This is a genomic window from Marinobacter sp. M3C (assembly GCF_023311895.1).
In the GTDB taxonomy this organism is placed as follows: domain Bacteria; phylum Pseudomonadota; class Gammaproteobacteria; order Pseudomonadales; family Oleiphilaceae; genus Marinobacter.
In genome coordinates this window covers 2,043,102-2,068,413 of sequence record NZ_CP092284.1, presented here as the reverse complement: position 1 = coordinate 2,068,413, position 25,312 = coordinate 2,043,102, and the positions used below count along the sequence as shown (strand labels likewise).

The window sequence follows — 25,312 nt, the reverse complement described above, 5'->3', positions numbered from 1 at the left end:
GAAATCGGTTCCGTGAATTAGGGTTGGGCGCGTTGTGCAATTTTGTTAAGTAGCCGCGAGGCCGCAAAAAACCCGAAGCTAGCAGTCACCGGGCTGGCGGCGCCAAAGCCGGTGGCGCAATCCAGCCGAACCGGGCCTGCGTTAACCGGTTTTTGTAGGCAGGTTGTACCGTCGGCGGCGGGATACGTCAGCTGTTCCAGCGAATATACGGCTTCAATGCCGAAACGCCGCTGCGGATTGCGGGAAAAACCGTACTGTCGGCGCAGCAAGTTACGCACTTTGGCCAGTAGCGGGTCCTGGGTCGTTTTGCTTAAATCGGCCACGCGAATCTGGGTTGGGTCCATCTGCCCTCCGGCGCCCCCTGCACATACAATCGGCAACTTGTTGCGCTGGCAGTAAGCTAATAAAGCGGCTTTTGGCTTCACACTGTCTATCGCATCGATTACACCGGTGATGTCGGCGGTTATCCGTTGCGGGATGTTATCGATAGTAATAAACGCAAACTGGGTGCGGACATCTGCGGCAGGATTGATGGCCCGCAAACGCTCGGCCATGGCATCGGTTTTGGTTTTACCGTATTGGCCATTGAGCGCGTGCAGCTGGCGGTTGGTGTTGGATACACAGATATCGTCCATATCAATCAGCGTTAGCGTGCCTATACCGCTGCGAGCCAAAGCTTCTGCCGCCCAAGACCCCACACCGCCAAGGCCGACAATGGCAATGTGGGCCTTGCGAAAGGCCTCAAGCGCACTACGTCCATACAGGCGCTCAATGCCGCCAAAGCGGAAGGCGTAATCGTCGGCGTTCATAATCTCTCCAATGGGCTCGTGCCTGCTATTGTAACCCAGCGCTGGCAGATACAAAAAAGCTGAAATAATGAAGCAATGGCGCGGAATGTTGACCCTTTGAGTTTCGGTAGGCGTAACGTTTATTACGTAAAGCACGGCTTAGCTCTGCATGGCAACGAACCGCCGTGCACAATTCTTTTAAACTGACCTTGGTGAACACTATGCGGATTTTGATTGCGGGTGTGTCTGGCGCCATTGGCGCAGCACTGGCCGAAAAACTCGGGGCTCGAGCCGATGTTGAAATTATTGGCATTTGTCGTCAGCCGGAAAAAGCGCCAGCGTTTCTGCGCGAGTCACATCAGGTACTGGCCTGGGATGCAGAAAAACCCGAGGCCCTGGGTCAAGTTGCCGCGGAACTGGCCGCTATCGTGCCAAAAGCAGAAGGGCTGGATATGATCATCTACGCTGCGGGCATATTACACGGAGCGAATATGAAGCCAGAGAAGCGGCTAGAAGATTTGCAGGCCAGTTCTCTGGCGCGCGCTATGGCGGTAAACGCCAGTGGTTTCGGGTTGCTGGTGCAGGCGTTATTGCCTTGGCTACGGCACAAACGCGCAAAGCGCATTGTGGCGATTTCCGCCAAGGTAGGGGGCATCGGCGACAACCGCTTGGGGGGCTGGTATGCCTATCGTAGCTCCAAAGCAGCACTAAATATGCTGGTAAAAACGCTGTCTGTGGAATTGCCCAGGCGCATGTCGCCGGTGGCTTGTATTGCGTTGCATCCGGGCACAACTCGTTCGGCATTGAGTGAGCCGTTTTCGCAATCGCTGGCTAACCTGGAGGTTCACGATGCCTTAGAAACCGCGGCCAACCTGTTGGCAGTGATTGACCAGATTGACGAATCGGCGAATGGCAGCTTTTTATCGTGGGACGGCAGCACACTGCCTTGGTAAAAACAGTGTGCTGATAGTGATTTTCTTGGTTAATCCATAAACTTGCTCAGCTCATGAACGGATTGAGCAGCCGGGTAAAGGTACCCGTTAGTTTCAGCGGTGCACTAAGCACCGACAACGTAATGCAATCTTCGTGGCCAACAGCGACCGGGCGGTGATTGTCATTCTGGTCAAGCACTGCAAAATCCCACTGATTAAAAATACCGTTTTGGTCAGAGAATGCACCCTGCAAAACAATGGTGGTCTCGGTTCCACGGTGGGTGTGGGCAAGCGCTTTGCCTCCAGAGGACAATTTTTGCAATACCACCCTCTCTGTCTGCCCGGGGAAACGATCTGTTACGTCAAGCATGCTGACATCGCCCAGTTGGCGCTTCCAGGGCAGATCGTTGATATCGCAACCCAGCAATTTCTTTACAAGGTCTTGGCGTTTCTGAGGGGCACTTACAGGCGCTGTATCGCTGTCAATACGCGCAAGAATTGCGTCGAAGGTCGAGGCAGCCGGTTCGGAACTTTCAGTACGGGGTTGTTGTTCCAACATCACTGCACCCAAGCTTTCCAGGGTGTCTACCCGGCTGCGGCAAAGCGCACACTTTTCAAGGTGCAGCCGTATACAAAAGGCGTGAGGGTCAGACAATGTACCCGCGCTGAATTCCATCAGGCTTGTACTTTCGGGGTGATGCCGTGTCATTGGTTTTGATCCTGCAAAATCACTTTCAGTTTGTTGAGCGCTAGACGAACTCGGCTTTTTACTGTTCCCAGGGGTATTTGCAGTTCGTCAGCTACCATCTGATGAGACTTGCTTTCCATATACACTTTGGCAATAACAGTCGTTTGTTCTTCCGGTAACAGGCTGAGAGATTCACGTACTCGACGCTCCGACATTAAACGATGCAGCGACGTAACGGGCTCGTTTTCGTTATCACCGGGAATTTGCCACAGATCTTCGGTTTCTACCGAAATTTCGGCGCTAATGCGTTTCATTTTGCGCAGCATATCAATACGCTGATTTCTCGCAATGGTAAAAATCCAAGTCGATGCCGCTGCTTTGCGCCAGTCATAAAGACATGAACGCCTCCAGATCGACACAAACACTTCTTGCACCAATTCCTCAGCGTGATTCGCCATGCCATTTGCCATAGCGTAGTACTTAATCTGCGGGCCAAAGTGTTCGAACAGCTGATGGTAAGCCTGTCGGTCTTGGTTTTTTCCTACTTTTATTAGCAGGTTGCTCCAAGGGTCGTTACGCCCTTCGGATTTAACCGGCTTCTGCTCCAGTGTCGTCACCGGACGCTCCTTGACTGTTGCATGATTTGAGCTTTGTATTGTCATCATTCTATGCACTCGCCCCAGATTTGTCAGTCATTGATTTACGCCCAGTTGATGCGCCCAGATCACCATTCGCCGTGGTTTACCCCTTAGAACCCGGAGAAATCGTTGGTTATGGTCGGCGGTGACGGCTGCAGTTTCGAGCTATTTCACCACCCAAGCCCGCTCCAACGTCAGCTCTTCTGGGTCAAACTGATACACACTGATGCCGCCGGTCGATTGATGCCCCATCACCAGGGTACCCGATTCAGGTGAGGTGGCGATGGCGGTGTTGCGGTCGTACTGACTGCCGTAGGTGACCAATTTGGGTGACTCGCCGAGATCAAGATACTTCACGGGCCAGGGGCTGCCGGTTTTGAACAGGGCGGTGAAGTGGCTGTTGTTGCCGAAACGAAGGTAGTATTCGCTGTTGTGGATGAAGGCTACGGCGATGGTGAAGTCATGCACGCCGCGCGGGGCTTCGATAAGTCCACTCTTGTCAAAATAGTCGGAATCGGGGAGGTCGCCAGAAAGACCGTCGATATATAGACCTGAATTGTATCGTGCGGCTCGTAGTCGATGTTGAGGATTGGATGTGTGCCAGGTGATGCTGTTTCCTGCTTCGTCCCCGCTGACCACCCACTGTCCATCCGGGCTAATGGTAGCGTGGGTCTTGGAGGAGTTTCCGCGCAGTTTCGCGACCGGCTGTTTTGTGTTCGCATTCCAAAGTGTGACACCCCCGTATTTTGAAAACCGTTGGCTGCTTTTTAGTGGTGAATGGTTTGCAATTACTGAGCTGTCGTCATCGAACCCGGCTGTTACAAAGAATGTGTTGTTTCGGTCCAGAGAGAGGTTGAGGAGCTTGCCAGCGCCGATAAAGCTGGGGACAACTCCATCTTTGAGAACAGGACGCTTTGTCTCGCCATAGCCAGAAAACACATTCCAGTACTCATCAGCTGACAAGTAGGTTTCAAGATCCTTGCTGATAACGTGGCCATAAGTCGGAAAGTGTTGAAATTGTTTTAGCACATCTCCGTCAACCGTTTGTGCAGTAACGATATTGTCTGTGTCCTGCCACAAAAAAGCGTTTTGACCCGGCACAAAATAGGCGCTGTAAAGATTGGCTTTACCGGACAACGTATTCCATTGTTTTTCTTGCAGATCCCAGAGAATGAGCTTGTTGTCTCTGTGGGCACTGACGACATAGCGGCCAGACTCTGATACACCGATTGACATAACCGGCCCCGCCCAGACTCCCAAGAGGTTGAACGTAAGCAGGCCCCCAATAAGAACAAGGATACCCAGTACGCTGCCAACCCAGCGCATTTTACAAATGTTAGTAGTGACCAAAACCGCCTCCTTCATTCACCACACGGCGCATAATCGCGGCATCATAAGAGCGATTGAACACTTCCTCACTTGGAATCCGCATCCCAGAGTGACTAAAAAGCCATGTTGATTGGTCAACAGGAATAAACTTTCCGTCAGTCAGAGATCGATCAATAAAATCATCGAATTCTGCTGCACCTCTCCGGGTCACCTCATCAAGCCCCACATACCCCAACGCAGGTCGTGGCTGTTGCTCCGGAACCCAATTATTCGCAGCAAGCTTTTTCAAACGCAAAACGTAGTCTTTGGCCATTTGAGGGTTTACGCTGGCCTGGTGGTTTAAGGGGGCCAGCAGGGTGTAGTCAGGCGGCCGCTCGCCGTTGCGCAGGCAATCTATACAGGGTTGCCATAAAGCGTTTGCTTCGGTGAGGATGTCTTTTTCTAACCGGGTCCAGTTTTCCTGAACGGTTTGTTTGAGCGTTTCGGGTGTGGCCAAAGATCGCTGGGGGTGAGCAGTCATCCACGCCTCGAACGTGAGTGGTAAGTAGTCTGTGTACAGCTTTTCGATGGCGGGCCCGAACCCGTTGTCCAGAAAGCTCGGGAAGGTCCACCATTTTTTATCATAGGCTCCCCGCAAGTTACCGAGTACGTCGTCCATGGGGTCGTCGGCGGTTGCGAGATCCCATGCGGTAGTTGCTACTGGATGCTTGAATGACAGAGCCTTTCGCCACCAAGCCTCATCTTCACTATTATCCGCCCCAAGAATGCCGTCGCCACGGGAATGCAGCACCACAATCTTGCGAGCTGCGCTATGGGCGGCAGGAAACACGCCCAGCCCCAAAGGATGCACGTCTCGGCTGCTGTCGTTGGTGAGGGCATTGTCGGCAACGGCGGGTTGCCAGAGAAACAGGTGGTCAACCAGATCGCGTTTTCCGATGATGCCCATAATGTTCAGGGCGGTGAGCGCTACCCGTGCACCAAGAGAGTGAGAGAGCAGGTTGATGGCAATGCCGGCATTTGCCAACTGCAACAATAGCGGAGCCAGGCGCCGCCCGGATGCCATGGCGTTCAGCTCCGCCTGCATGAAATCGGTGGAACCGGTATCCCCCGGCCAGGAAATGTTAATGATGCGGCTATAGGGCATCCAGTCTTCGCCGTCGAAGCCTGCGGCGCGGTTCAACTGGTACTCCATATGAACAGCCCAATTATGAGCGCCGCCACCATTCAGCTTTTCGTCTTCCAGCGACACGGAGCTATTCGCCGACAGTGCTGCCGTATCCTGCCAGACCGTGGCTCTATTGGGATGCCAGGTATTGGCTTTCGCGAATGACGGCGCATTACCGTGGTAGGCTTCTCGGCTACCGTCGTACTTCAAGAATCGCCCCCACTCACCATGAGGAACGTTGTAACCGTGCATAAAGATAAGCGCGTTGTTGCCGTTTGCCCGAAAGTAATCCAGTTGGTCGTCCGTCAGCAAATCTTCAGATGGGGAGGCCTCTTCACGCAGATTAATAAATACCGGTGGCGGTAGGTGTATCGCTCTGGCTTTGCGCTCGCCCTGGATGACGGTTAGCTCTACGCCTTCGCTAAGGGTATGGCCCGGGGCAAAGCGAAGCTGCTCGCTTACAGTATCAAACCCGATCAAATGCTCGCCCTTCGGTTCCTCAGGCCCGTACCACTGTGCGTTGCCCGTAAGGAGTTTGGTGAAGCGAGCCTCTGCATTATCTGGCGTATGCTCTGTGCCATTTTGCAGCGTGGCGGTGAATGATCTACCGCTCTCATCCTCGATTTTGCCGGCATCAATAAAAGCCCTTGGTCGCCCCAAGGTGTCAGAGCGGCTCAACAGTACGTTTGCGGTTTCGCGCTTGCAAACGGGCGCGCCGTGGGCGCCGAGAGGCGTTGTGCTGGGAGAGAAGGGCAGGTTGCCAGTGAGTGTCATTCAGGTTCCTTCCTGTGAATGCGTTAATGTTGCAAGTGCGTCCAGCGTGTTGGACCAGTAGGCTCTTTGCCTCGTTTTACGTAGGGTTGCAAGGTCCGCTTCGCTCAGCGCGCGGGTAAAACCCCGGCTTATTAGCAACCCGGCTGCTTCTACCAAACCCTGCTCATTAGGTGCGCCGAGTGTTATCAGTTGCTGGAACCAGTCGGAGACCGTTCGGGCTGCTAGATCGTGGTTATCTGCCAGACCTTTTGCCAATAAATTGCGGCGATACACTTCTACGGATGCGAGATTCTGCTGAGTCAATTCAAGAGGCAGAGGGTTCTGCTCTTTCGCTTCGGTCGGATGTGCCGGGGGGTGGTCTTTTTCCAGCGACCAGTTAGCACCTGCATAGCCGCCATGTATTGCGGTTAGCGGGCCGAGAACCCGCAGGCGTTGTTGGTGTGACAGTAAGGCACCAAGGCTGCCAAACGTTGCCGTGTCTGCGTAGCGAAAAAGGCTGTCGCCATAAGGGGTACGAACGGTGTTCAGGCTTATAAGATGATCGCGTATTTCTTCTAATGTCAGCAACGGGCCCTGCAGAGCCAGAGCTTTGGCCTCTGCCAGCCATTTATGCAGCCATTTTTCACTCTGGCTTGTGGTGGGCTTAATAATTAACGGGCCATCAAATGCTTGTTCACGGTATTGCGTATGAATATAAGGCAAGTCGTAGATGGGTGAGGCGTCGTGCTCAAACAGTAAGCGCAAAACATCTGGGTGCTTGGCCTGGTCAACGAGATACCAACAGGCACCTGCATTAATGGGGTCTGCGTGAGGGTAAAACGACGTGGTTGTTTGAGCCTCATGGCTCAAGGCTGTGGCGTCCTTCATGGCTGCTTTCATCTATCCTTAGATGGCCGAATCTGTGCCATATGTTAGCTCAAGTGGCAGTTTCGATCAGCTTAAACCCGGGAAACGTGTCAGGTTTCTAAAATGGATGCCTCAAAATGCGAAGGGGCGCCCAAATGGGCGCCCCTTGTCACTGCTGTTCACAGCTTTGCTACTTGCTGCTAACAAACTCCGGGTAGGCTTCCATGCCGCACTCGGCAATATCCACGCCCTCGTACTCTTCCTCTTCACTAACACGTAAGCCCATGACCGCCTTGATAATGCCCCAGGTTACCAAGCTAGCCATGAACACCCAGCCAAAAATGGTTGCAGCGCCTATGAGCTGGCCGCTGAAACTGGCACCATCGTTGGTCACCGGTACCAGCAGCAGACCTAGCAGACCACAAACTCCGTGGGCTGAAATGGCGCCGACCGGGTCATCAATGCGCAGCTTGTCCAGACCGATAATGCTAAACACTACCAGGATACCGCCAAGCGCGCCCCAAAGGGTTGCCTGTAAGGCCGTGGGTGTGGATGGCTCGGCGGTAATAACCACCAGGCCAGCGATAGCACCGTTCAACAGCATGGTCAGGTCGGCTTTGCCAAACAGTATGCGAGCGGTAATCAGGGCGGCAATGGCACCGCCCGCGGCAGCTGCGTTGGTGTTCAAAAACACCACGGCGACCGAGTTGGCGCTGGCGATATCGCCCAGTTTGAGTACAGAGCCGCCGTTGAAACCGAACCAGCCCATCCACAAAATGAGGGTGCCCAAAGCCGCCAGGGGCAGGTTGGCGCCGGGAATCGCGCGGATTTCTCCGTTCGAGCCGTACTTGCCTTTGCGGGCACCTAAAAGCAACACACCTGCCAGTGCCGCCGCGGCGCCTGCCAAATGCACAATGCCAGAGCCGGCAAAGTCACTGAAGCCCAAATCACCGAGGTTATAAAGACCGAACACGTCTTTGCTACCCCAGGTCCAAGAACCCTCCAGCGGATAAATCACGCTGGTCATCACCACCGCAAAAGCCAGGAAAGCCCAAAGTTTCATTCGCTCGGCAACTGCGCCGGAGACAATGGACATGGCTGTTGCCACAAACACCACCTGGAAGAAAAAATCTGCGGCTGTGGAGTAAATGGCCGCGCCCTCGAAACCGTCTTCGCGGCCGGCGAAATCGGTCAAAACCGAAGCTGTATCGGTTTGGCCAATGCCCGAAAGCAAGATTGCGCCGTCGTACATGATGGCGTAGCCGCACACCATGTACATGGTGCAGGCGACGGCGTACAAGGCGATGTTTTTGGTCAGGATTTCGGTGGTGTTCTTGGCGCGTACCAGACCGGATTCGAGCATGGCAAACCCGGCGGCCATCCACATCACCAAGGCACCGCACATCAGAAAATAAAAGGTATCAATCGCGTACTGTAACTGAAAGACATTGCTGTCCATAAAAGACCCTCCGCACAAGGCTCTATTAAATGAAAAAGTTTTTTGCGTTGGTAGCTAAAGCATCAGAACGGGTTCAGACCGCTTCCTCGCCCGTTTCGCCGGTACGAATCCGGATGGCCTGCTGTAACTCGGTCACAAAGATTTTGCCATCACCAATTTTTCCGGTGTTGGCGGCCTTGGTTATGGACTCGATTACCTGATCCATCAGATCATCGCCAATGGCGACCTCTACTTTTACTTTGGGCAAGAAATCCACCACGTATTCGGCGCCACGATACAGTTCGGTATGGCCCTTCTGGCGTCCGAAGCCTTTAACTTCGGTAACGGTGACACCTTGAACGCCAATCTCGGACAAGGCTTCACGCACGTCGTCCAATTTGAATGGCTTGATGATTGCTGTAATCAGTTTCATTGATTTCTCCTTGGTAAAACTGTGCCAACCGGCAGCGCCATAAGGCTGCTGATCGGGACCGGGATGCGGCTACCCCGCACGACAATTGTGCGGATTGTGTACGGGGCTTTAGCATCGGATGTGCCAACGCAAAAAAATAGTTTAAAAACAAATGGATAAAATTAAATCAGTGGTTTCAGACTGGTTTTCCCTGCACCAAAATGGCGCGTTTTGAGCGCTATGGAATCATAATAGCGCGTTCCACTACACTCTTTGCATCCTTATTACTCTGTGGATTCGCTTCCGCCGTCACAGTATGGCAGGGCCGGCGGTGTGATACACTGCCGAGCAGCGATTCCACGGTGGATAGGATCTTTGAAGCCGCTGCCGCAAAGCGTGTTTCTGCGTGTTTACACAGATAAGGGGTGTTCATGAAAGGTCCACAGGACATTTTTTCCCAACTGCAGGGTCAGTTTGGTCAATTCGTACCGGATATGGCTCGTGCTGCCAAAGACGACTTTGAAGCACAGGCGCGGGCCAGTGTGGCTTCGGTGCTGTCGCGTCTTGAGTTGGTTACTCGCGAAGAGTTTGACGCCCAGCAAGCGGTATTGTTGAAAACCCGCGCCATGGTGGAAGCCCTGGAAGCCCGCGTAACTGAACTGGAGCAGTCAACCAAAGGCTGACGGAAAATAATAACCATGGAAGGTTACTATGCTTGCTATTGTTCAAACCCGTGCCTGTGTTGGTGTGTCTGCGCCGCCGGTCAGCGTTGAAGTACACCTGTCCGGCGGCTTGCCAGCGCTGTCGATTGTAGGCCTGCCAGAAACCGGTGTGCGTGAGAGTAAAGAACGGGTGCGCAGCGCCCTGATTAACGCCGGTTTTGATTTTCCCGCACGTCGTATCACCATCAATCTTGCCCCTGCGGATCTGCCCAAAGAGGGCGGCCGTTTTGACCTGCCTATTGCCCTTGGCATTTTGGCGGCTTCTGGCCAAATTCCGGCCGCGGCTCTGAGTACCTACGAATTTGTCGGTGAGCTGTCGCTAGATGGCGCGCTGCGCCCCTTAAAAGGCGTATTGCCGGCGGTTCTGGCGGCCCGAGCAGAAGGTCGCCAATTGTTGGTGCCCCAGGCTAACGCCGCTGAGGCGTCACTGGCCAGCGAACACGACGTACTGGCCGCCAGCCATTTGCTGGCTGTGTGCGAACACTTGCACGGCCGTGCCCGGCTTGTGCCGCTGGCGCCTGCTGACTTAAGCGGTGGCGACAGTGGGCAGGCAACAACCGGGCCTGACCTGGCCGATGTTCGGGGCCAACAGGTGCCGCGCAGGGCGTTAGAAGTGGCCGCGGCTGGAGGTCATAACCTCCTGTTTTTTGGGCCGCCCGGAACCGGTAAAAGCATGCTCGCTAGCCGTCTGCCGGGCATTATGCCGGCGCTTGCCGACACTGCTGCAATGGAAGTGGCGAGCGTGCATTCTGTAGCAGGTATGGCAGTGGCCGAGGGCGGTTGGCGCCAGCCGCCTTTTCGGGCGCCACACCACACGGCTTCGGCGGTGGCCATGGTAGGTGGCGGCAGCAGTCCGCGGCCCGGGGAAATTTCTTTGGCCCATCGCGGCGTGCTGTTTTTGGATGAACTTCCGGAATTTGAACGGCGGGTGCTGGAAGTGCTGCGTGAACCTATGGAAACCGGCGAAATTCACATCAGCCGCGCTGCGCGGCAGGTCACATTTCCCGCCCGTTTTCAGGTTGTGGGTGCTATGAACCCGTGCCCCTGTGGTTACAGCGGCCACCCCACCATCGAATGCCAGTGCAGTCCCGCCCAGATTATCCGCTATCGCTCGAAAATTTCTGGCCCGCTGCTGGATCGTTTCGATTTGCACGTAGAAGTGCCAGTGCAAGGTGGTGATGTGTTTATGCAGCACGGTGAGCCCGGCGAAAGCAGCGCCCAGGTGCGGGCACGAGTTGTAGCGGCTCGCAGCTTGCAGAACGCCAGAGGCACGTTAAACGCCGAGTTGTCGGGCAAGGCGCTGCAAACGGCGTGTCAGCTTGACAGTGACAGTGAGCAACTGTTGCTACGGGCAATGGAAAAACTCGGGCTGTCTGCCCGTGCCTTGCATCGGATACTGCGTGTGGCGCGCACGCTGGCGGACCTTGATGCCAGTGCCAATGTAGCCCGCGCCCACCTGGTAGAAGCCTTGGGTTATCGCCAGTTAGACCGCCGTAACGGCCAAAGTTCTCTGGTTTCGTCTTGAGCCGCTGTCGTGAGCTCACCTTGTACTCTGGTGAACGGGCGTCTGGTAAACTGACCACATCGATACGCCAGAATCCGCGAGCAGCGGTTTGAGGATGCATAATGACTGAAGCAAATGTCCCACAGGATCACGCCAAAAACGGCCGCTCCGATGAGTCCCCGGTAACCACTCGCCGCGGTGTGCGCAGTTTTGTGTTGCGCCAGGGCCGGATGACCGAGGGTCAGCGTAAGGCCTACGAACGCAGCTGGCCCACATTCGGCCTGACGCGAGAACACGGTATGGTTGATCCGCGCCAAGTGTTTGGCCGCGATGCCATGCTCAATCTTGAAATCGGTTTTGGCATGGGGCGCTCGCTGGCGGATATGGCTGAGGCTGCGCCAGAGCAGGATTTTATTGGTGTGGAAGTGCATCTGCCTGGCGTAGGTGCCTTGCTGAAAGATATTGAAGACCGTGGTCTGGAGAACATCCGCATTTACAGCATTGATGCCAACGATGTGATTGACCTGTGCCTGGCGGATGCCTGCCTTGATCGGGTAATGGTGTTTTTCCCGGACCCCTGGCACAAAAAGCGCCACCACAAGCGCCGCCTGATACAGCAGGAATTTGTTCAACGCCTTCGCCACAAGCTAAGAGTTGGGGGCATTCTGCACCTGGCCACAGACTGGGAAAACTACGCTGAACACATGATGGAAGTGATGGCTGATTCCGAAGGCTTTGCCAATACCCGGGGTGAGGGTGGTTTCTCGCCAAAGCCGGAGGGCCGCCCGGTGACCAAATTCGAACAGCGCGGTGAACGCCTGGGCCACGGTGTCTGGGATTTGTTGTTTTACCGAACCAACTGATGAACAGTCAGCACAACACCCGTTAACGGTTTTCTGGTCGCCGTTTTTGGTTCCGTTTTACAACGTGCCTGCCAGCTCACGCGTGAGTAAGCGGGTGCCGCCGGGCGGCGCGAATAATCACTAGCCCTGCGCTGCCCAGCAGTAAACCGGTAAATTTCACCAGTGCAGAAAATGCGACAACCAAGCTGGCGAGGTCGTCTGGCTCTTTCAAATTGTTCAGTAGCAATAGGTTTTCAACGCAATCGCTGACGGCCGCCAACGCAAAGAGAGTAAGCACCCAGCGGCCCGCCGTGCGTTCGCGCACACCGGGGCGGTCTTTTAGAAGATGGTGGGTTAGCAGGAACAGCGTAGCGGAATAGAGCGCAACCAGTAAAAAATCCAAAAGCAACGAGATTCTGGCCCACGCCTGTTGTTGCGGGCTCCAGCTTTGCAATATATCGCGGGTATGTGCGGCGTTGCCCGCCAGTTGTAGGTTAACGATGCCTTGAGGCGCCTGGGGCGTATGTAGCAACTGGTTGATCAGCAGCAGGGCGATAGCGAGGAGTGCGGACAGCGCAAAGCCGACTTTTAGTTGCGCAGAGAGGCGCCGCCTGTCTGGCGGGCGTTGAATTGGGGCAAATTCCATTGGGTGTGCTCCTTTGCCGCTGGCGCTGTGATTACTGCCGCCATTATCACCGCTGCCATCACGTTGCCGTCACTACAGCCGTCTATAAAAACCGCTGTAATAGGCTGTTCAAATAGCGTTGGCCGAGTTCGGTGGCTTGAATGCGTTGAGGATGCATCAAACCCTCCTGCCTTAATGTTTCAAGTTGTACCGCAATCGTGCTTAAGGGTAAACCCGTGCGCTGTTGAAACAGGTTTTCGGGCACGCCCGCGCCAAGGCGCAGCGCGTTCATTAGAAACTCCAGCGGCCGCTCTGCCACTGATATCGCCTCGCTGCCGGCGGTACGGCTGCCTATTCGATTCAAATAGGCTTGCGGTTGGCGGGTTTTCCAGTAGCGCAAAATCTGGCCATCCGGTTGACTGATTTTACCATGGCCCCCGGCGCCCAGGGCCAAATAGTCGCCAAACGTCCAGTAATTCAGATTATGGCGCGATGCCATATTCTGCTGGCTCCAGGCGGATACCTCGTAATCGGTAAAACCGTGGCTGCGCAGGTAGTCGCCGCCCTGGCTGTAAATATCCCACAGCCGATCCTCGTCTGGCAGCTCTGGTGGCTGGCTATAAAATTCTGTGTTGGGCTCAACCGTAAGTTGATACCAAGACAAGTGCGGTGGTTGATACGATAGGGCCTGAGCCAGGTCGTCCAGTGCCTGTTCAGGCGTTTGACCTGGCAAACCGTGCATGAGGTCGATATTGAAGTTGTCAAAACCGGCCTGGCGCGCCGCGGTTATGGCGTTGTGAGCTGCTTGGCTGTCGTGAATGCGCCCAAGCACCTTTAAGTGCTCTGGGTTAAAGCTTTGCACGCCTATCGACAGCCGGTTGATACCGGCCTCGCGGAACGCCTCAAAGCGGCCCTGTTCGAGAGTGCCGGGATTTGCTTCCAGAGTGATTTCAGCGTCTGCCGCAAATTCCAGCCTTGTTTTAAGCTGGCGAAACAGATCGCTGTAAAAACCACCGCTCATCAGCGATGGCGTGCCACCGCCAATAAATACCGTTTGTATGACGCGGCCTGCGACCAGGCGTAAATCCTGATCGAGGTCGTCCAGCAGTGCCTTTAAATACGCGCGTTCAGGAATATCCCCGCTAATGGCATGGGAATTGAAATCGCAGTAGGGGCATTTGCGCACGCACCACGGTACGTGCAGATACAAGCTTAGAGCAGGCTCAACGGCTGCAGGTGTCGGGCTTAAGCTCAAGAGGCGTCCTGTAACTCGCGTTTCAGCTGATCGGTCATCATCGCCAGCGCCTGGCCGCGGTGGCTAAGCTGGCCTTTTTCTGCACGGCTTAGCTCGGCGGCGCTGCAGTTGCGTTCGGGCACAAAGAATATCGGGTCGTAACCAAAACCGCCGGCGCCTGAAGCCTGGCGCAGTATACTGCCGTGCCATTGGCCGTGGCATACCAGCGGGGTAGGGTCATCAGCGTGGCGCAAGTAAACCAGTACGCTGTGAAATTGGGCGTTGCGTTGGCCGTCAGGTACGTTTTCCATATTGGCCAACAAAGCATTCAGATTGTCGGTATCGCTAGCGGTGTCGCCGGCATAACGCGCGGAGCGCACGCCTGGTTGGCCGCCTAGGGCGTCTACAGCCAAACCGCTGTCGTCGGCCAATGCTGGCAGGCCGGTAATGCGGGCTGCATGGCGGGCTTTAAGAATGGCATTTTCAATAAAGGTGACCGCCGGTTCTTCAGCTTCACCCACGCCCAGTTTGCCTTGAGCAACGGGCGCCAGCCCCAAGGGGGCCAGAAGATCATTGAATTCTGCAATTTTGCCAGGGTTGTTGCTGGCAATAACCAATGTCTGGGGCATTGAAGGCTCAATTGTTAAAGGCTTAGTCGTTAAACAGGGCGTGGGAAAATCGTACCGGCAGTTCTTGATCGTGACCGTTTGGACGCGCGGTGAGATTGAACGTCAGCAATTCAGCCGTGCCGTACTGGTACGCGGCAATAAAGTATACCGCGTTGCCTTCCTGAATGCGGCGAAACGCCAGAAAGCGAACTTGTTGAATGTCGTTGGTAACTTGGCCTTCTACCTGGCCCGCTACCGGCGACAAGGTACCGTCGGCGTTGGTTTGCATAATGGCAACGTTCACAATGCCGATGCTTTTACTGCGCTGAAGATTGTTTTCTTTCGCAATTTCCGGCGTCAGAAATGTGCTGGGCAGCACGCTCCAGGAAACGGTGTATTCACCGAAATCCTTACTGTCGGCCTGGGCCAAGCCAGCAAAGCACAGCAGCACCAGCGCAAACGCCGAGTGCATAAAAACCGAGTGTTTGGCAATCATCATTGTAAATTCTCCCTGGTGATGCGGTAAATCGCGATTTCGCCCAGCAGGTTTGGCCACAAACGGGCCACCCAGCTGTTCTGATGCTGGCCGTCTACAACCTTGCGACTGGTGATGCGTATGCTTTTCTGGCGGCATAGAGCTTCAAAGTCCTGGAACGTACACAGCCGTATGTTGGGGGTGTTATACCACTTATACGGAAGCGCTTCGGATTCGGGCATGCGCCCGCTCAACGCCAATCCCCAACGCAAGCGCCAATGGGCAAAGTTGGGAAAGGTAACAATGCCTTCGTTGCCCAGACGCAGCATTTCGTCCAGCACTTTGTCGGGTCGGCGTACCGCTTGCAGGGCCTGGGTCATCAGCACGACATCGAAACTGTTGTTTTCAAAGTTGGCCAGCCCCTGGGTGTCGAGGTTTTGTTCTATTACTGATACGCCGCGGCTCATACAGTGTGTGATGTGCGCCGGATTAATCTCCAGGCCATAGCCGCTTGCGCCGCGTTCGCGCTGCAGAAAATCGAGCAGCGTGCCGTCACCGCAACCCAGATCCAATACGTGATGGCCCGGTTTTATCCACTGCTGGATAATTTCAAGATCGGCTCTCATGCTCCAACCTCCCGCGCAACACGGTCTATATAGGCGGTGAATACATCGGTATAACGTGGCGTGGGAATCAGAAACCCATCGTGACCCCAAGGGGCGTCAATTTCAGCGTAGCTGACTTTGCAGCGAGCGGCGATCATGGCTTTAACCAATTCTTCAGAGCGCTCTGGCGCAAAGCGCCAGTCGGTACTGAACGACAACACCAGAAATTCGCAGCGTGCGCCCTGCAGGGCTTTTGCCAGGTCACCGTCGAATTCGTAGGCGGGGTCGAAGTAGTCCAGGGCCTTGGTCATCAGCAGGTAGGTGTTGGCATCGAAGGATTCGGAAAAGCGTTCGCCCTGATAGCGCAGATAGCTTTCTACCTGAAATTCGGCGTCGTAGCCGAATTTGTAGGCTTCTTCGCGCAGCTCACGGCCAAACTTTTCGCCCATGGAAGCGTCAGATAAATAGGTAATGTGGCCCACCATGCGCGCCAGCATCAAACCGCGCCGGGGTAGTGTGAGATTGTCGCTGTAGCGCCCGGCGTGAAATTCTGGATCACTGGTAATGGCCTGTCGCGCTACCTCGTTAAAGGCGATGTTCTGAGCGCTCAGGCGCGGCGTTGACGCGATAACCGCCGCGTGGCGTATGCGCTCGGGGTAGGTAAGGCTCCATTGCAGTGCTTGCATGCCGCCCAGCGATCCGCCCACCACCGCCGCCCAGCATTCTATGCCGAGCTTGTCAGCCAGGCGCGCCTGGCTGTTGACCCAGTCAGTTACCGTGACAACTGGAAAGTCCGGGCCATACAGTGAGCCCGTGTCCGGGTTGATGCTGCTGGGGCCGGTGCTGCCGTGGCACCCTCCCAAATTGTTAAGGCTCACCACAAAAAAACGCCGGGTATCAATAGGCTTTCCGGGACCAATACAACTGTCCCACCAGCCTGCTTTACGTTCGTCGGCGCTGTGATAACCGGCGGCGTGATGGTGGCCGCTAAGGGCGTGACAAATCAAAATCGCATTGCTGGCGCCGGCATTCAGTTCGCCATAGGTTTCCACTACCAGCTCATAGCGGTTCAGCACCTTGCCGCAAGCAAGCTCCAGCGGTGTATCAAAATGGTAGGTCTGCGGGGTAACAATCCCAACAGAATCTGCGGGCAATGGATCGGGCATCGGCGCGATGACTTCCTGGCTAGAATCGAGAAATACGGACGCGCCAAAGAGGAGCGGCGCTCAAGCGTTTTAGTGTAAAGGCGGCAGCAGCGAGCTGCAACTGCCGCCGGGGAATCACACGGCGCTGGAGAGCTTAACCGCTTTTTGCTGAGAGAAGGTGGGTGCGGGCTTGCGAATTTGCCGGTGTATGGCCTCAGCCAGTTCCAGCTGGCGCTGCAGATCGCTAATGGCATCCTCGAGGCGCTTTGTTTCGGCACGGTTGTGGCGATCATTGTGCGCCAGCTCCTTTAACCGTCCGATTTGGTGTTGTAGCAGTTGTTTTTGCTCAAGTGTGTACTGCATCACCGGCAGCAGCGCTTGTCGTGGCCAACGTTCCGCGTCTTTTTGTGCCATTAGGTACAGATTACGCACTTCGTTAATCATCAGGTTGGAAAATCGCCGTACCAGTACTGACTGTTCGGTGAGCAAATTGCGGGGGTTGCTGCGAAAGCGCTCCGATTTCTGTCGCAGCTTGCGGATGGCGATTACATGACGGCCAGCCCGAAAGGGTGCTGGCTCTATGTGGCGAGCGCCAGGTTCATCGCTGTAGCGCTTGTAAATGGCGGTCACCATGCGCTCTGCCAGCCTGCTTTCGGTCAGCAGGTGGGAAAGGTCACCTTCCAGACCGTCAAAAAATTGATCTATTGCCCGATTCATACCCACTGTGGTCCAACTTTTGGACATGTTTTCGCGTACTCGGGTCACCTGGGTTTCAAAGTGTGTCGCGGCTACCAGCTCTTGCAGGGTTACGCCCTGAGCCTCTACCAGGCGGCGACTTGAACGCAGAATGATCAGTTTTTTATGGTAATACTCGTATTCAGTCTGGGTTTTTTCAGCCAGCCGCTTCAGACGGGCTTTGTCGGGGGTGGGCCCGCTGTAGGCCTGCTGTTCCTCATGCAGCGTGCCCAGCTGGCTATGAAGTGCGGCCTGGCTGTTTTGAAGCATGCCGAGCAGGTCATTGATCAGGTTGCCGGTAATCAGCTTTTCCTTGTGCGCCAGAATGCGCTGAATGATCAGTTCTTCAAGCTGCTCGATTCCCGAGCGCTGGAACAGTTCAAAATCGTTTTTTACGCGCCCAACCAAGCCCTGTTTGGCTGATACGGGAATGACATCCTGTGGTTGAATGCCTAAATGGTCGGCGCTGTAATTGCGAACCCTTTCGATGGATTGTCGGGTGCTTGCTTCACCTTGAAGCTCGTCCCACAGCACATCTATCTTATTCATCACCGCAAAGCGACCGGCGCGGTGATCGGCTTGGTCGGTGGCAATAAAGTCACGCCAGATGGCCAGATCGCTAGCGGTTACGCCGGTGTCGGCGCTGAGAACGAATATTATGGCGTGGGCTTTTGGCAACAGGCTGATGGTCAGTTCCGGTTCGGAGCCCAAGGCGTTCAGGCCAGGAGTGTCCAGAATGCGCAGGCCGCGTTCAAACAGCGGGTGGCGAATGCTGATCTGCGCGTTCCGCCATGCCGGTATCAGAACCTGACCGGGATTGGCACGGTCGAGTTCTAGCATTTGCTCGTCGAAGCCCAACATGCGTGCTGAAGTCGGCGTTACGCTTTTTACTCGGGCCACTTCTTCTAATATCTGACGCATTTGGTCCGGGTTTTCCGGATCCAGCTGATGCTTTAACCAGCGCTCGGGCTGGGCGCGCAGCTGCTGCAATGAAAGTTCACCCACGCGGGTTTCTATGGGCAGCAGCAGTAAATAGTTTTCCTGGTGGTTGCGGTCAAAAAAAAGCTCGGTAGGGCACATCGTGGTGCGCCCAGCCTGGGAGGGCAGCATGCGCTGACCGAAATCGGAAAAGAACAGAGCGTTGATGAGCTCGGTTTTACCACGGGAATATTCGCCAACAAAGGCGATGGTCAGCTCGTCTTCCACCAGAAGCCGCAGGCCTTCATGAATACGCTCACTGATGTCGTCAGAATAAAGCCGGTTATCCTGCAGCCACAAACGATAGCGGCCAATCTGTCGAATCAGCTCTTTTTTCCAGCTGTGGTAAATCTCTACCTGGTGAGACAGCGCCCCGTGAGGTGTCATCGCAGAGTCCTTGAGCATGTTCGAGCCGCACCGGAACGAAAGGCGAAGAGCCATGGCGCATGAGCTTTAATGGTACTACTGACACGGGCAAAATATGTAGCCCAACAAGCGACATTTTATTTTGCAAAAATGATTAAGTCGGTAGGAATAGAGCGTTAAAAATAAAAAAGCCCGCAAAATCAGCAGATTGATTCAACGGGCCGGTGTGACGTTGCGGGTTTTTTGATTGTTATGAAATGTAATTATGAGACTTGGGTTACATTCCTGCCAACAGCGCCGGCATGCCGGTGGCGACCTTCATGTGATCAATCATCACAGTAATCACCTGCAGTATCAGAAATACAATAATGGGTGACAGGTCCAGGCCGCCCAGTGATGGCACCACTTTTCGCACCGGACGCATGACCGGTTCGGTAATCTGAGCCACCAACTGTATCGCCGGGTGGCTACTGCCGGGTGCGATCCAGCTGATAACCACCACGGCAATCACCGCCCAGAAATACAGAGATGCTACCAGACCCGCCACGTTCAACACGGACCAGGACAACAGCCACGCCGGATTGAACAGCGCTGCGCCGGCATCATACAGCAGTAATACCAAGGTAAAGGTGATGGCCTGAATCAGTATGGTCAGCACGATAGCTGCACCGTCAATACCGCCCCAGCCGGGAATTACCTTGCGCACAACACGCAGCGGCGGATTGGTGACCTTCACCACGAACTGCGAAATGGGATTGTAAAAATCGGCTCGCGCCAGCTGCAGCAAAAACCTCAGCAGTACTAAGGTCATGTAAAACGACGACGCGATCGACAAAATTGTGAGCAGAATCTTCGGCAGCATCAGCGGGTGTCTCCGTTTGCTATGGTTATTTACCGGCCAGTTCTTTGGCCATTTCCTGAGAGCGGGTATAGGCCGCTGAGTAGGCTTTTTGCACCAGTTCGCGCAAACCACCTTGCTCGAACGTATTCACTGCCTGCTCGGTAGTGCCACCGGGTGACATCACATTACGCTTCAGTTGCGCCGGTTCCAGGTCACTGCGAGCCGCCATTTCTGCGGCACCTGCCATGGTTTGGATGGCCAGTTCGCGAGCTGTTTCTGCCGCCATGCCAGCGTTAGTGGCGGCTTCTTCCAGAGCTTCCAGCATCAAGAAAAAATAGGCAGGGCCGCTGCCAGACAATGCGGTTACCGCGTGCAGTTGTTCTTCCTGCTGCACCCAGGTGGCAGAACCTACGCTGTCAAAAATGGCCGTAACGTCGTTTTTTTGCTGTTCGCTGACCCGCGAGTTGGCAAACAGGCCCGCGGCACCTTTGCCCACCAGCGACGGCGTATTGGGCATTACCCGTACCATGGGTACGCCACCGCCAAGCCATCCGTCAATCGTGCCGGCGGTCAGGCCAGCTGCGATTGAAACTATTAATGGCCGGGTATTACGCACCACCGCGGCAATATCTTCACACACGCTGGCCATTACCTGCGGCTTTACCGCCAATACGACAATGTCAGATTGTTGGGCGCAGTAGCGGTTGTCGGTGGTTACGCTGATGCCGAAACGTTTGCGCAAGCCTTGCAAATGCTCGTCGTCTGGGGCGCTGACCCAAATTCCGCCGGCTTTGTAACCGTTATCCAGCATGCCGCCAATAATGGCGCTGGCCATATTACCGGCACCGATAAATGAAATGGTCGGTGATTTGCTCAATATTCACTCCAGGGTTTGACCCAATCGAAAAAATGGTTGTGCCTGTTGCGGATCATAACAGGAACCGATGTTTTCAGCTCATTTGCTGGCGTGGACCAAACACGGCGGTGCCTACTCTTACCCAAGTTGAGCCTTCGCCAATCGCCAGCTCCAGATCGTCAGACATACCCATAGACAAGGTGTCCAGCGGCCCGGCACCGGGCTGGTCCTGGCGTAACTGGGTCAAGGCATTGTTCATGGCCCGAAAGCTCTCGCGCAAAGCAGCTTCTCCGCGTTCGGGGTCTGGAATCGCCATAAGCCCACGCAATGTCAGTTGCGGCAGTTCGGCAATCGCGGTTGCCAGCGCCGGCAGTTCGTCCAGCGAGCAGCCGGATTTGCTGGGTTCATTATCAATATTAACCTGTAGGCAAATATTCAAGGGGGGCAAGGCAGTGTCGCGCTGGTCGTTCAGGCGGCGGGCTATTTTCAGGCGTTCAACACTGTGTACCCAGCAAAACGCAGACGCTATTTGTGCGGTTTTGTTGGATTGAATCGGCCCTATGAAATGCCAGCGTAACTCCGGTGTATCCTGTAGGTTCGCTATTTTATCCAGAGCTTCTTGCAGATAGTTTTCACCGAAATCCTGCTGGCCTGCCGCCACGGCTTCGCGCAACTCGTCTGCCTGGCGGGTTTTACTAACCGCCAACAAGCGCACAGAACGGGGCTTTCGCCCCGCTTGTAGTGTTGCTTTTTCGATGCGCTGGGTTACGCTCTTGATGTTGTCTGTTATGCTGCTCATGGTGTGAAATCGCTCTGCTTGTACAGCGTCAGGTAGCGTTACACGTTACCCGCAGGTCACTGAAATGCCAAGTGATCACCGGTTTTGGTGTGCCGGTTACGGCAGCCGGCGAAAAAGAAAACTCCCGGGGAATTCTATGGATATTACCGAACTGCTTGCCTTCTCGGCGAAACAGGGCGCTTCAGACTTGCACCTTTCTGCTGGCTTGCCGCCGATGATTCGTGTGGACGGTGATGTACGCCGTATTAACCTGCCTCCTTTGCCACATAAGGAAGTGCACGGTCTGATTTACGACATCATGAATGACAAGCAGCGTAAAGACTACGAAGAGTTTTTGGAAACCGACTTCTCGTTCGAAGTGGCCGGGGTTGCCCGCTTCCGGGTTAACGCCTTTAACCAGAATCGCGGTTCCGGTGCGGTGTTCCGGACGATCCCCTCGAAAGTGCTGTCCATGGAAGACCTGGGCATGGGCCAGGTGTTCAAAGACATTTGCGCGGTGCCACGGGGGTTGGTTCTGGTAACCGGGCCCACCGGTTCTGGCAAGTCCACCACGCTGGCGGCCATGGTAGACCACATCAACGACCACCGTTACGAACACATATTGACCATTGAAGATCCCATTGAGTTCGTGCACGAGTCCAAAAAGTGCCTGGTTAACCAGCGCGAAGTGCACCGCGACACCTTGGGCTTCAATGAAGCGCTGCGCTCGGCGCTGCGGGAAGACCCGGACATTATTCTGGTGGGCGAGTTGCGTGACCTTGAAACGATTCGTTTGGCGCTGACCGCCGCTGAAACCGGCCATTTAGTATTCGGCACCCTGCACACCACGTCGGCGGCAAAAACCATTGACCGGGTGGTTGACGTGTTTCCGGCCCAGGAAAAATCCATGGTACGGTCGATGCTGTCTGAATCTTTACAGGCGGTTATCTCGCAAACCCTGATGAAGAAGATGGGCGGCGGTCGTATTGCTGCTCACGAAATCATGATTGGCACCTCGGCTATTCGCAACTTGATCCGTGAAGACAAAATCGCGCAGATGTATTCGTCGATACAAACCGGTGGCTCACTGGGCATGCAGACCCTGGACCAGTGTCTGGAACGCCTGTTGCAAAAGGGCCTTATTTCTCGCGAGCAGGCGCGCTTGAAAGCAAAAATGCCCGATGCCTTTTAATCCTGACAGGATCTTCGCTGGCTGATACAAAACGACTCGGGTGCTTGGGCGCGCCCAACAAAAGGTGATGAAGATGGAATTTGAAAAGCTACTGCGGCTGATGGTTGAGAAAGGCGGCTCGGACTTGTTCATTACCGCCGGCGTTGCGCCCAGTATGAAAGTGAACGGTAAGGTGTGGCCTGTCACAAAGACCGCCCTAACACCCGATATGACCCGTGAGATGGTTTACGGTGCCATGAGCGACAAGCAACGCGCCGAGTTTGATGAAAGCCACGAGTGTAACTTCGCCATCAGCGCCCGTGGCATTGGTCGCTTTCGGGTTAGCGCGTTTTTTCAACGCAATCAGTGCGGTATGGTGCTGCGTCGTATTGAAGTAAAGATACCGGAAATCGACGATCTTTCACTGCCCGACATCGTTAAAGAGTTGGCTATGACCAAGCGCGGGCTGATCATGTTTGTCGGCGCCACCGGCACGGGCAAATCCACCTCGTTGGCTGCGATGATTGGCTTTCGCAACCACAACAGCCGCGGCCATATCATTTCTATTGAAGACCCGATTGAGTTTATACACCAACATCAGGGTTGCATTGTGACCCAGCGCGAAGTGGGCATAGATACTGCCAGCTTTGAAGTGGCGTTGAAAAACACGCTGCGCCAGGCGCCAGATGTGATTTTGATTGGTGAGGTGCGAACCCGCCAGACCATGGAATATTCAGTACAGTTCGCCGAAACCGGGCACTTGTGCCTGGCGACTCTGCACGCCAACAACGCCAACCAGGCGTTGGACCGGATTATCCAGTTTTTTCCACCCGAACAGCACGGCCAAATCTGGATGGACCTGTCGCTGAATCTGCGCGCCATTGTGGCTCAGCAACTGGTGCCCACGCCAGACGGCAAGGGCCGGAAAGCGGTTATTGAAGTGCTGATCAATACGCCGCTGGCGGCTGACCTGATTCGCAAAGGCGAAGTGCACAAGCTCAAAGACCTGATGGCCAAATCCAACGAAATTGGTATGCGCACTTTTGATCAGGCGCTGTATGAGCTGTATTCGGAAGGTTCCGTGACTTATGAAGATGCCTTGGCACATGCTGACTCACCCAATGATTTGCGTTTGATGATAAAGCTTGGAACCGACGCCCAAGGGGTGGACAAGTTGTCGTCTTCGGTGGATAAGCTGACCATTCAGCAGGACTGAAGCACTAAGACAAACGTCTTGGTGCAGGTGTTATAAGCAATTGATGGTAATTGCAATTGTGACGGCCGTAACCACCTGAGTATACTTCGGCCGTTCATAATCAGGAGACGTCAAAAAATGAAATCAACCCGTCTTGTCCTTGCTATCCGCCTGACCACTCTGGCTGCCATTGCTGCGCCCGCGACTGTTTTTGCCGGTGGTTTTTCCCTGAACGAGCAAAGCGCCAGTGCTATGGGTGTGGCGAATGCGGGTGCCGCAGCAAATCCCGAGAATGCATCCACGGTGTTCTTTAACCCGGCGGGTATGAGCCAGTTGAAAGGGACCAATCTTTCATTTGGTGTGGCCGTTCTAGATATCGATGCTGAAGCTAAAGAGGGCAGCACTAGCGCGACTGACTTTTTGGGCAACAAGGTAAACGGGCTGGGCGGCGGCGATATTGCTGACTTGGCAGTGCTACCCAACTTTTTCTTGACTCACGAAGTGAGTGACTCTATTGACGTTGGCTTTGGCATTCATGCGCCTTATGGGCTGGCTGCCGACTACGACGATAATTTTTCTGGCCGTTATTTTGCGGATAAAACCGAGTTGACTGCGATTGCATTCACACCCTCTATTGCAATCAATAATGGTAAAGGGCTGTCTATGGGCCTGGGTATGAACATTATGTACGCTGAAGCACGGTTGACAAAATTTCAAGACGTTAGGGGCGGATTTTTCAAGTCAACTGGTGGCAACGCTGCCCAGGCGGAAGCACTGGCGAAAAACTACGAAGCAACGTACGGAGCACCTTATTCTGACATCAATGGCGATGACATCGCTGTCAACTTCCGCGTAGGTTTTTTGTATGAGTTGTCTGACCGAACTCAGTTTGGCCTGACAGCGCAAACTGGTACCGAGTTTGAGTTGAAAGGCGAAGCCGAAATCACTAATTTCCCTTCGCCAACCTTGATTCCAATGACTCTGAGAGAAGACGCTAGCGTGCCGCTGGCCATTCCAGAGAGCATTACCGTAGGTGCTCGCCATCAGCTGAATGAGTCAGTGACCGTGCTTGCCGGCGCTACTTACGCGCGCTGGAGCCGGTTCGAGGGCCTTGACGTGTTCAGCACGGAAGGCGACGGTGGCCAGATATCTCAGGCTCTTGGGCGCACCGGTGATAAACCGCTCAGCCACGTTACTGAAAAATGGCAGAATACCTGGCAGTTCAACGTGGGCGGAATCTGGCAAGCTACGCCTGCATGGGCGTTCAAGGCGGGCTATGCGTGGGATGAATCGCCGGTTGGCGAATTTGTAACCGCGCGCGTTCCTTCATCAGACCGTCATTGGCTGACTCTGGGTACTCAGTGGAAAGACGCGCAAAGCGGCTGGACCGTGGATGCGGCCGTGGGCACTCTGTTGTTCACAGACGATCCGAAGATTAACGAATTCGTTTATCAGTATGATGCTCCTAGCCAGAAAGATCCGGCTGCGGGTAAGTCTAACTACAAAGGCGAATACGAGCTCGACGCCTGGAGTGCTTCACTACAAATCAGTAAAGCCTTCTAACGTCTGATTTGAAAGAAAGAACGGCAAACCGATTTAATCCGCCTGCCGCAGTGACAAAA

Annotated in this window: 25 protein-coding genes; 7 read left to right on the top strand and 18 right to left on the bottom strand. The window is 54.7% G+C overall.

The features are described 5' to 3' along the window. Positions 1–17: 17 nt before the first annotated feature. Positions 18–809, bottom strand: coding sequence for a tRNA cyclic N6-threonylcarbamoyladenosine(37) synthase TcdA (gene tcdA / locus MIH18_RS09600; protein WP_249007490.1), 792 nt, complete (start codon positions 807–809; stop codon positions 18–20). A gap of 200 nt (positions 810–1,009) precedes the next feature. On the opposite strand from tcdA, the gene MIH18_RS09595 reads away from it, so the two are divergent. Next, positions 1,010–1,741, top strand: a complete 732-nt coding sequence (locus tag MIH18_RS09595; protein WP_249008933.1) for an SDR family oxidoreductase — start codon at positions 1,010–1,012, stop codon at positions 1,739–1,741. Between the two features lie 46 nt (positions 1,742–1,787). Here the strand turns inward: MIH18_RS09595 and MIH18_RS09590 are convergent, their stop codons facing one another. The 7 genes from MIH18_RS09590 to glnK form a co-directional block, all read right to left on the bottom strand. Next, positions 1,788–2,429: a ChrR family anti-sigma-E factor gene (locus tag MIH18_RS09590; RefSeq protein WP_249007491.1), complete on the bottom strand. Its 642-nt coding sequence runs from the start codon at positions 2,427–2,429 to the stop codon at positions 1,788–1,790. Beyond that, a complete protein-coding gene (locus MIH18_RS09585) occupies positions 2,426–3,025 on the bottom strand; it encodes a sigma-70 family RNA polymerase sigma factor (RefSeq protein ID WP_249007492.1) in 600 nt (199 codons plus the stop codon). The genes MIH18_RS09590 and MIH18_RS09585 overlap by 4 nt, the downstream gene beginning before the upstream one ends. Before the next feature lie 186 nt (positions 3,026–3,211). Beyond that, positions 3,212–4,282 (bottom strand): WD40 repeat domain-containing protein, encoded by a 1,071-nt coding sequence (locus tag MIH18_RS09580; protein WP_249014404.1) that lies wholly within the window; start codon positions 4,280–4,282, stop codon positions 3,212–3,214. 100 nt (positions 4,283–4,382) lie between these two features. After that, positions 4,383–6,314, bottom strand: coding sequence for an alpha/beta hydrolase (locus tag MIH18_RS09575; RefSeq protein WP_249014403.1), 1,932 nt, complete (start codon positions 6,312–6,314; stop codon positions 4,383–4,385). Further along, positions 6,315–7,181: a DUF4123 domain-containing protein gene (locus tag MIH18_RS09570; RefSeq protein WP_249012556.1), complete on the bottom strand. Its 867-nt coding sequence runs from the start codon at positions 7,179–7,181 to the stop codon at positions 6,315–6,317. A gap of 169 nt (positions 7,182–7,350) precedes the next feature. After that, the gene (locus MIH18_RS09565) at positions 7,351–8,619 is read right to left on the bottom strand and encodes an ammonium transporter (RefSeq protein WP_249007495.1); all 1,269 of its coding nucleotides are present in this window, start codon (positions 8,617–8,619) and stop codon (positions 7,351–7,353) included. A gap of 73 nt (positions 8,620–8,692) precedes the next feature. Next, positions 8,693–9,031: a P-II family nitrogen regulator gene (gene glnK, locus MIH18_RS09560; RefSeq protein WP_007350272.1), complete on the bottom strand. Its 339-nt coding sequence runs from the start codon at positions 9,029–9,031 to the stop codon at positions 8,693–8,695. Between the two features lie 410 nt (positions 9,032–9,441). On the opposite strand from glnK, the gene MIH18_RS09555 reads away from it, so the two are divergent. From MIH18_RS09555 to trmB, 3 genes are all read left to right on the top strand, one after another. Then, entirely contained in the window at positions 9,442–9,693 is a 252-nt protein-coding gene (locus tag MIH18_RS09555; RefSeq protein ID WP_018402590.1) for an accessory factor UbiK family protein, read from the top strand. A 28-nt stretch (positions 9,694–9,721) separates the two neighbouring features. Beyond that, entirely contained in the window at positions 9,722–11,257 is a 1,536-nt protein-coding gene (locus MIH18_RS09550; protein WP_249007497.1) for a YifB family Mg chelatase-like AAA ATPase, read from the top strand. Between the two features lie 101 nt (positions 11,258–11,358). Continuing rightward, positions 11,359–12,099: a tRNA (guanosine(46)-N7)-methyltransferase TrmB gene (gene trmB, locus MIH18_RS09545; protein ID WP_249007498.1), complete on the top strand. Its 741-nt coding sequence runs from the start codon at positions 11,359–11,361 to the stop codon at positions 12,097–12,099. Between the two features lie 76 nt (positions 12,100–12,175). Here the strand turns inward: trmB and MIH18_RS09540 are convergent, their stop codons facing one another. The 10 genes from MIH18_RS09540 to MIH18_RS09495 all read right to left on the bottom strand — a co-directional run bounded on the left by MIH18_RS09540 (position 12,176) and on the right by MIH18_RS09495 (position 21,345). Further along, positions 12,176–12,724, bottom strand: a complete 549-nt coding sequence (locus MIH18_RS09540) for a hypothetical protein (protein ID WP_249007499.1) — start codon at positions 12,722–12,724, stop codon at positions 12,176–12,178. Positions 12,725–12,806: 82 nt separating this feature from the next. Beyond that, positions 12,807–13,958, bottom strand: coding sequence for a radical SAM family heme chaperone HemW (gene hemW / locus MIH18_RS09535; RefSeq protein WP_249014402.1), 1,152 nt, complete (start codon positions 13,956–13,958; stop codon positions 12,807–12,809). Next, positions 13,955–14,566, bottom strand: coding sequence for an RdgB/HAM1 family non-canonical purine NTP pyrophosphatase (gene rdgB / locus MIH18_RS09530; RefSeq protein WP_249007501.1), 612 nt, complete (start codon positions 14,564–14,566; stop codon positions 13,955–13,957). The genes hemW and rdgB overlap by 4 nt, the downstream gene beginning before the upstream one ends. A gap of 22 nt (positions 14,567–14,588) precedes the next feature. Beyond that, positions 14,589–15,044, bottom strand: coding sequence for a DUF4426 domain-containing protein (locus MIH18_RS09525; RefSeq protein ID WP_249014401.1), 456 nt, complete (start codon positions 15,042–15,044; stop codon positions 14,589–14,591). Further along, entirely contained in the window at positions 15,041–15,646 is a 606-nt protein-coding gene (metW, locus tag MIH18_RS09520; protein WP_249007503.1) for a methionine biosynthesis protein MetW, read from the bottom strand. The genes MIH18_RS09525 and metW overlap by 4 nt, the downstream gene beginning before the upstream one ends. Further along, positions 15,643–16,791 (bottom strand): homoserine O-acetyltransferase, encoded by a 1,149-nt coding sequence (locus tag MIH18_RS09515; RefSeq protein ID WP_249014400.1) that lies wholly within the window; start codon positions 16,789–16,791, stop codon positions 15,643–15,645. The genes metW and MIH18_RS09515 overlap by 4 nt, the downstream gene beginning before the upstream one ends. 114 nt (positions 16,792–16,905) lie before the next feature. Next, positions 16,906–18,870: a dynamin family protein gene (locus MIH18_RS09510; protein WP_249014399.1), complete on the bottom strand. Its 1,965-nt coding sequence runs from the start codon at positions 18,868–18,870 to the stop codon at positions 16,906–16,908. Between the two features lie 256 nt (positions 18,871–19,126). Further along, complete coding sequence (locus tag MIH18_RS09505) at positions 19,127–19,711, bottom strand: YggT family protein (protein WP_249007506.1); 585 nt, start codon at positions 19,709–19,711, stop codon at positions 19,127–19,129. Between the two features lie 25 nt (positions 19,712–19,736). Next, entirely contained in the window at positions 19,737–20,567 is an 831-nt protein-coding gene (gene proC, locus MIH18_RS09500; RefSeq protein WP_249014398.1) for a pyrroline-5-carboxylate reductase, read from the bottom strand. Between the two features lie 73 nt (positions 20,568–20,640). Beyond that, entirely contained in the window at positions 20,641–21,345 is a 705-nt protein-coding gene (locus MIH18_RS09495; protein ID WP_249014397.1) for a YggS family pyridoxal phosphate-dependent enzyme, read from the bottom strand. Between the two features lie 136 nt (positions 21,346–21,481). Between MIH18_RS09495 and MIH18_RS09490 the strand changes: the two genes are divergently transcribed. The 3 genes from MIH18_RS09490 (at position 21,482) to MIH18_RS09480 (ending at position 25,253) form a co-directional block, all read left to right on the top strand. Continuing rightward, positions 21,482–22,516, top strand: coding sequence for a type IV pilus twitching motility protein PilT (locus tag MIH18_RS09490; RefSeq protein WP_249014396.1), 1,035 nt, complete (start codon positions 21,482–21,484; stop codon positions 22,514–22,516). 73 nt (positions 22,517–22,589) lie between these two features. Continuing rightward, positions 22,590–23,711, top strand: a complete 1,122-nt coding sequence (locus MIH18_RS09485; RefSeq protein WP_249014395.1) for a PilT/PilU family type 4a pilus ATPase — start codon at positions 22,590–22,592, stop codon at positions 23,709–23,711. Between the two features lie 117 nt (positions 23,712–23,828). Further along, a complete protein-coding gene (locus tag MIH18_RS09480; RefSeq protein ID WP_249014394.1) occupies positions 23,829–25,253 on the top strand; it encodes an outer membrane protein transport protein in 1,425 nt (474 codons plus the stop codon). Positions 25,254–25,312 lie beyond the last annotated feature (59 nt).

Coding starts and splice junctions, on each gene's coding strand:
- MIH18_RS09580 (WP_249014404.1), bottom strand. CDS start 4,282: ATGTCAATCGGTGTATCAGAGTCTGGCCGCTATGTCGTCAGTGCCCAC.
- rdgB (WP_249007501.1), bottom strand. CDS start 14,566: ATGCCCCAGACATTGGTTATTGCCAGCAACAACCCTGGCAAAATTGCA.
- MIH18_RS09505 (WP_249007506.1), bottom strand. CDS start 19,711: ATGCTGCCGAAGATTCTGCTCACAATTTTGTCGATCGCGTCGTCGTTT.
- MIH18_RS09550 (WP_249007497.1), top strand. CDS start 9,722: ATGCTTGCTATTGTTCAAACCCGTGCCTGTGTTGGTGTGTCTGCGCCG.
- MIH18_RS09540 (WP_249007499.1), bottom strand. CDS start 12,724: ATGGAATTTGCCCCAATTCAACGCCCGCCAGACAGGCGGCGCCTCTCT.
- tcdA (WP_249007490.1), bottom strand. CDS start 809: ATGAACGCCGACGATTACGCCTTCCGCTTTGGCGGCATTGAGCGCCTG.
- MIH18_RS09525 (WP_249014401.1), bottom strand. CDS start 15,044: ATGATGATTGCCAAACACTCGGTTTTTATGCACTCGGCGTTTGCGCTG.
- MIH18_RS09565 (WP_249007495.1), bottom strand. CDS start 8,619: ATGGACAGCAATGTCTTTCAGTTACAGTACGCGATTGATACCTTTTAT.
- MIH18_RS09590 (WP_249007491.1), bottom strand. CDS start 2,429: ATGACACGGCATCACCCCGAAAGTACAAGCCTGATGGAATTCAGCGCG.
- MIH18_RS09510 (WP_249014399.1), bottom strand. CDS start 18,870: ATGACACCTCACGGGGCGCTGTCTCACCAGGTAGAGATTTACCACAGC.
- MIH18_RS09490 (WP_249014396.1), top strand. CDS start 21,482: ATGGATATTACCGAACTGCTTGCCTTCTCGGCGAAACAGGGCGCTTCA.
- metW (WP_249007503.1), bottom strand. CDS start 15,646: ATGAGAGCCGATCTTGAAATTATCCAGCAGTGGATAAAACCGGGCCAT.
- MIH18_RS09495 (WP_249014397.1), bottom strand. CDS start 21,345: ATGAGCAGCATAACAGACAACATCAAGAGCGTAACCCAGCGCATCGAA.
- MIH18_RS09485 (WP_249014395.1), top strand. CDS start 22,590: ATGGAATTTGAAAAGCTACTGCGGCTGATGGTTGAGAAAGGCGGCTCG.
- MIH18_RS09555 (WP_018402590.1), top strand. CDS start 9,442: ATGAAAGGTCCACAGGACATTTTTTCCCAACTGCAGGGTCAGTTTGGT.
- MIH18_RS09515 (WP_249014400.1), bottom strand. CDS start 16,791: ATGCCCGATCCATTGCCCGCAGATTCTGTTGGGATTGTTACCCCGCAG.
- MIH18_RS09595 (WP_249008933.1), top strand. CDS start 1,010: ATGCGGATTTTGATTGCGGGTGTGTCTGGCGCCATTGGCGCAGCACTG.
- trmB (WP_249007498.1), top strand. CDS start 11,359: ATGACTGAAGCAAATGTCCCACAGGATCACGCCAAAAACGGCCGCTCC.
- glnK (WP_007350272.1), bottom strand. CDS start 9,031: ATGAAACTGATTACAGCAATCATCAAGCCATTCAAATTGGACGACGTG.
- MIH18_RS09575 (WP_249014403.1), bottom strand. CDS start 6,314: ATGACACTCACTGGCAACCTGCCCTTCTCTCCCAGCACAACGCCTCTC.
- MIH18_RS09570 (WP_249012556.1), bottom strand. CDS start 7,181: ATGAAGGACGCCACAGCCTTGAGCCATGAGGCTCAAACAACCACGTCG.
- MIH18_RS09480 (WP_249014394.1), top strand. CDS start 23,829: ATGAAATCAACCCGTCTTGTCCTTGCTATCCGCCTGACCACTCTGGCT.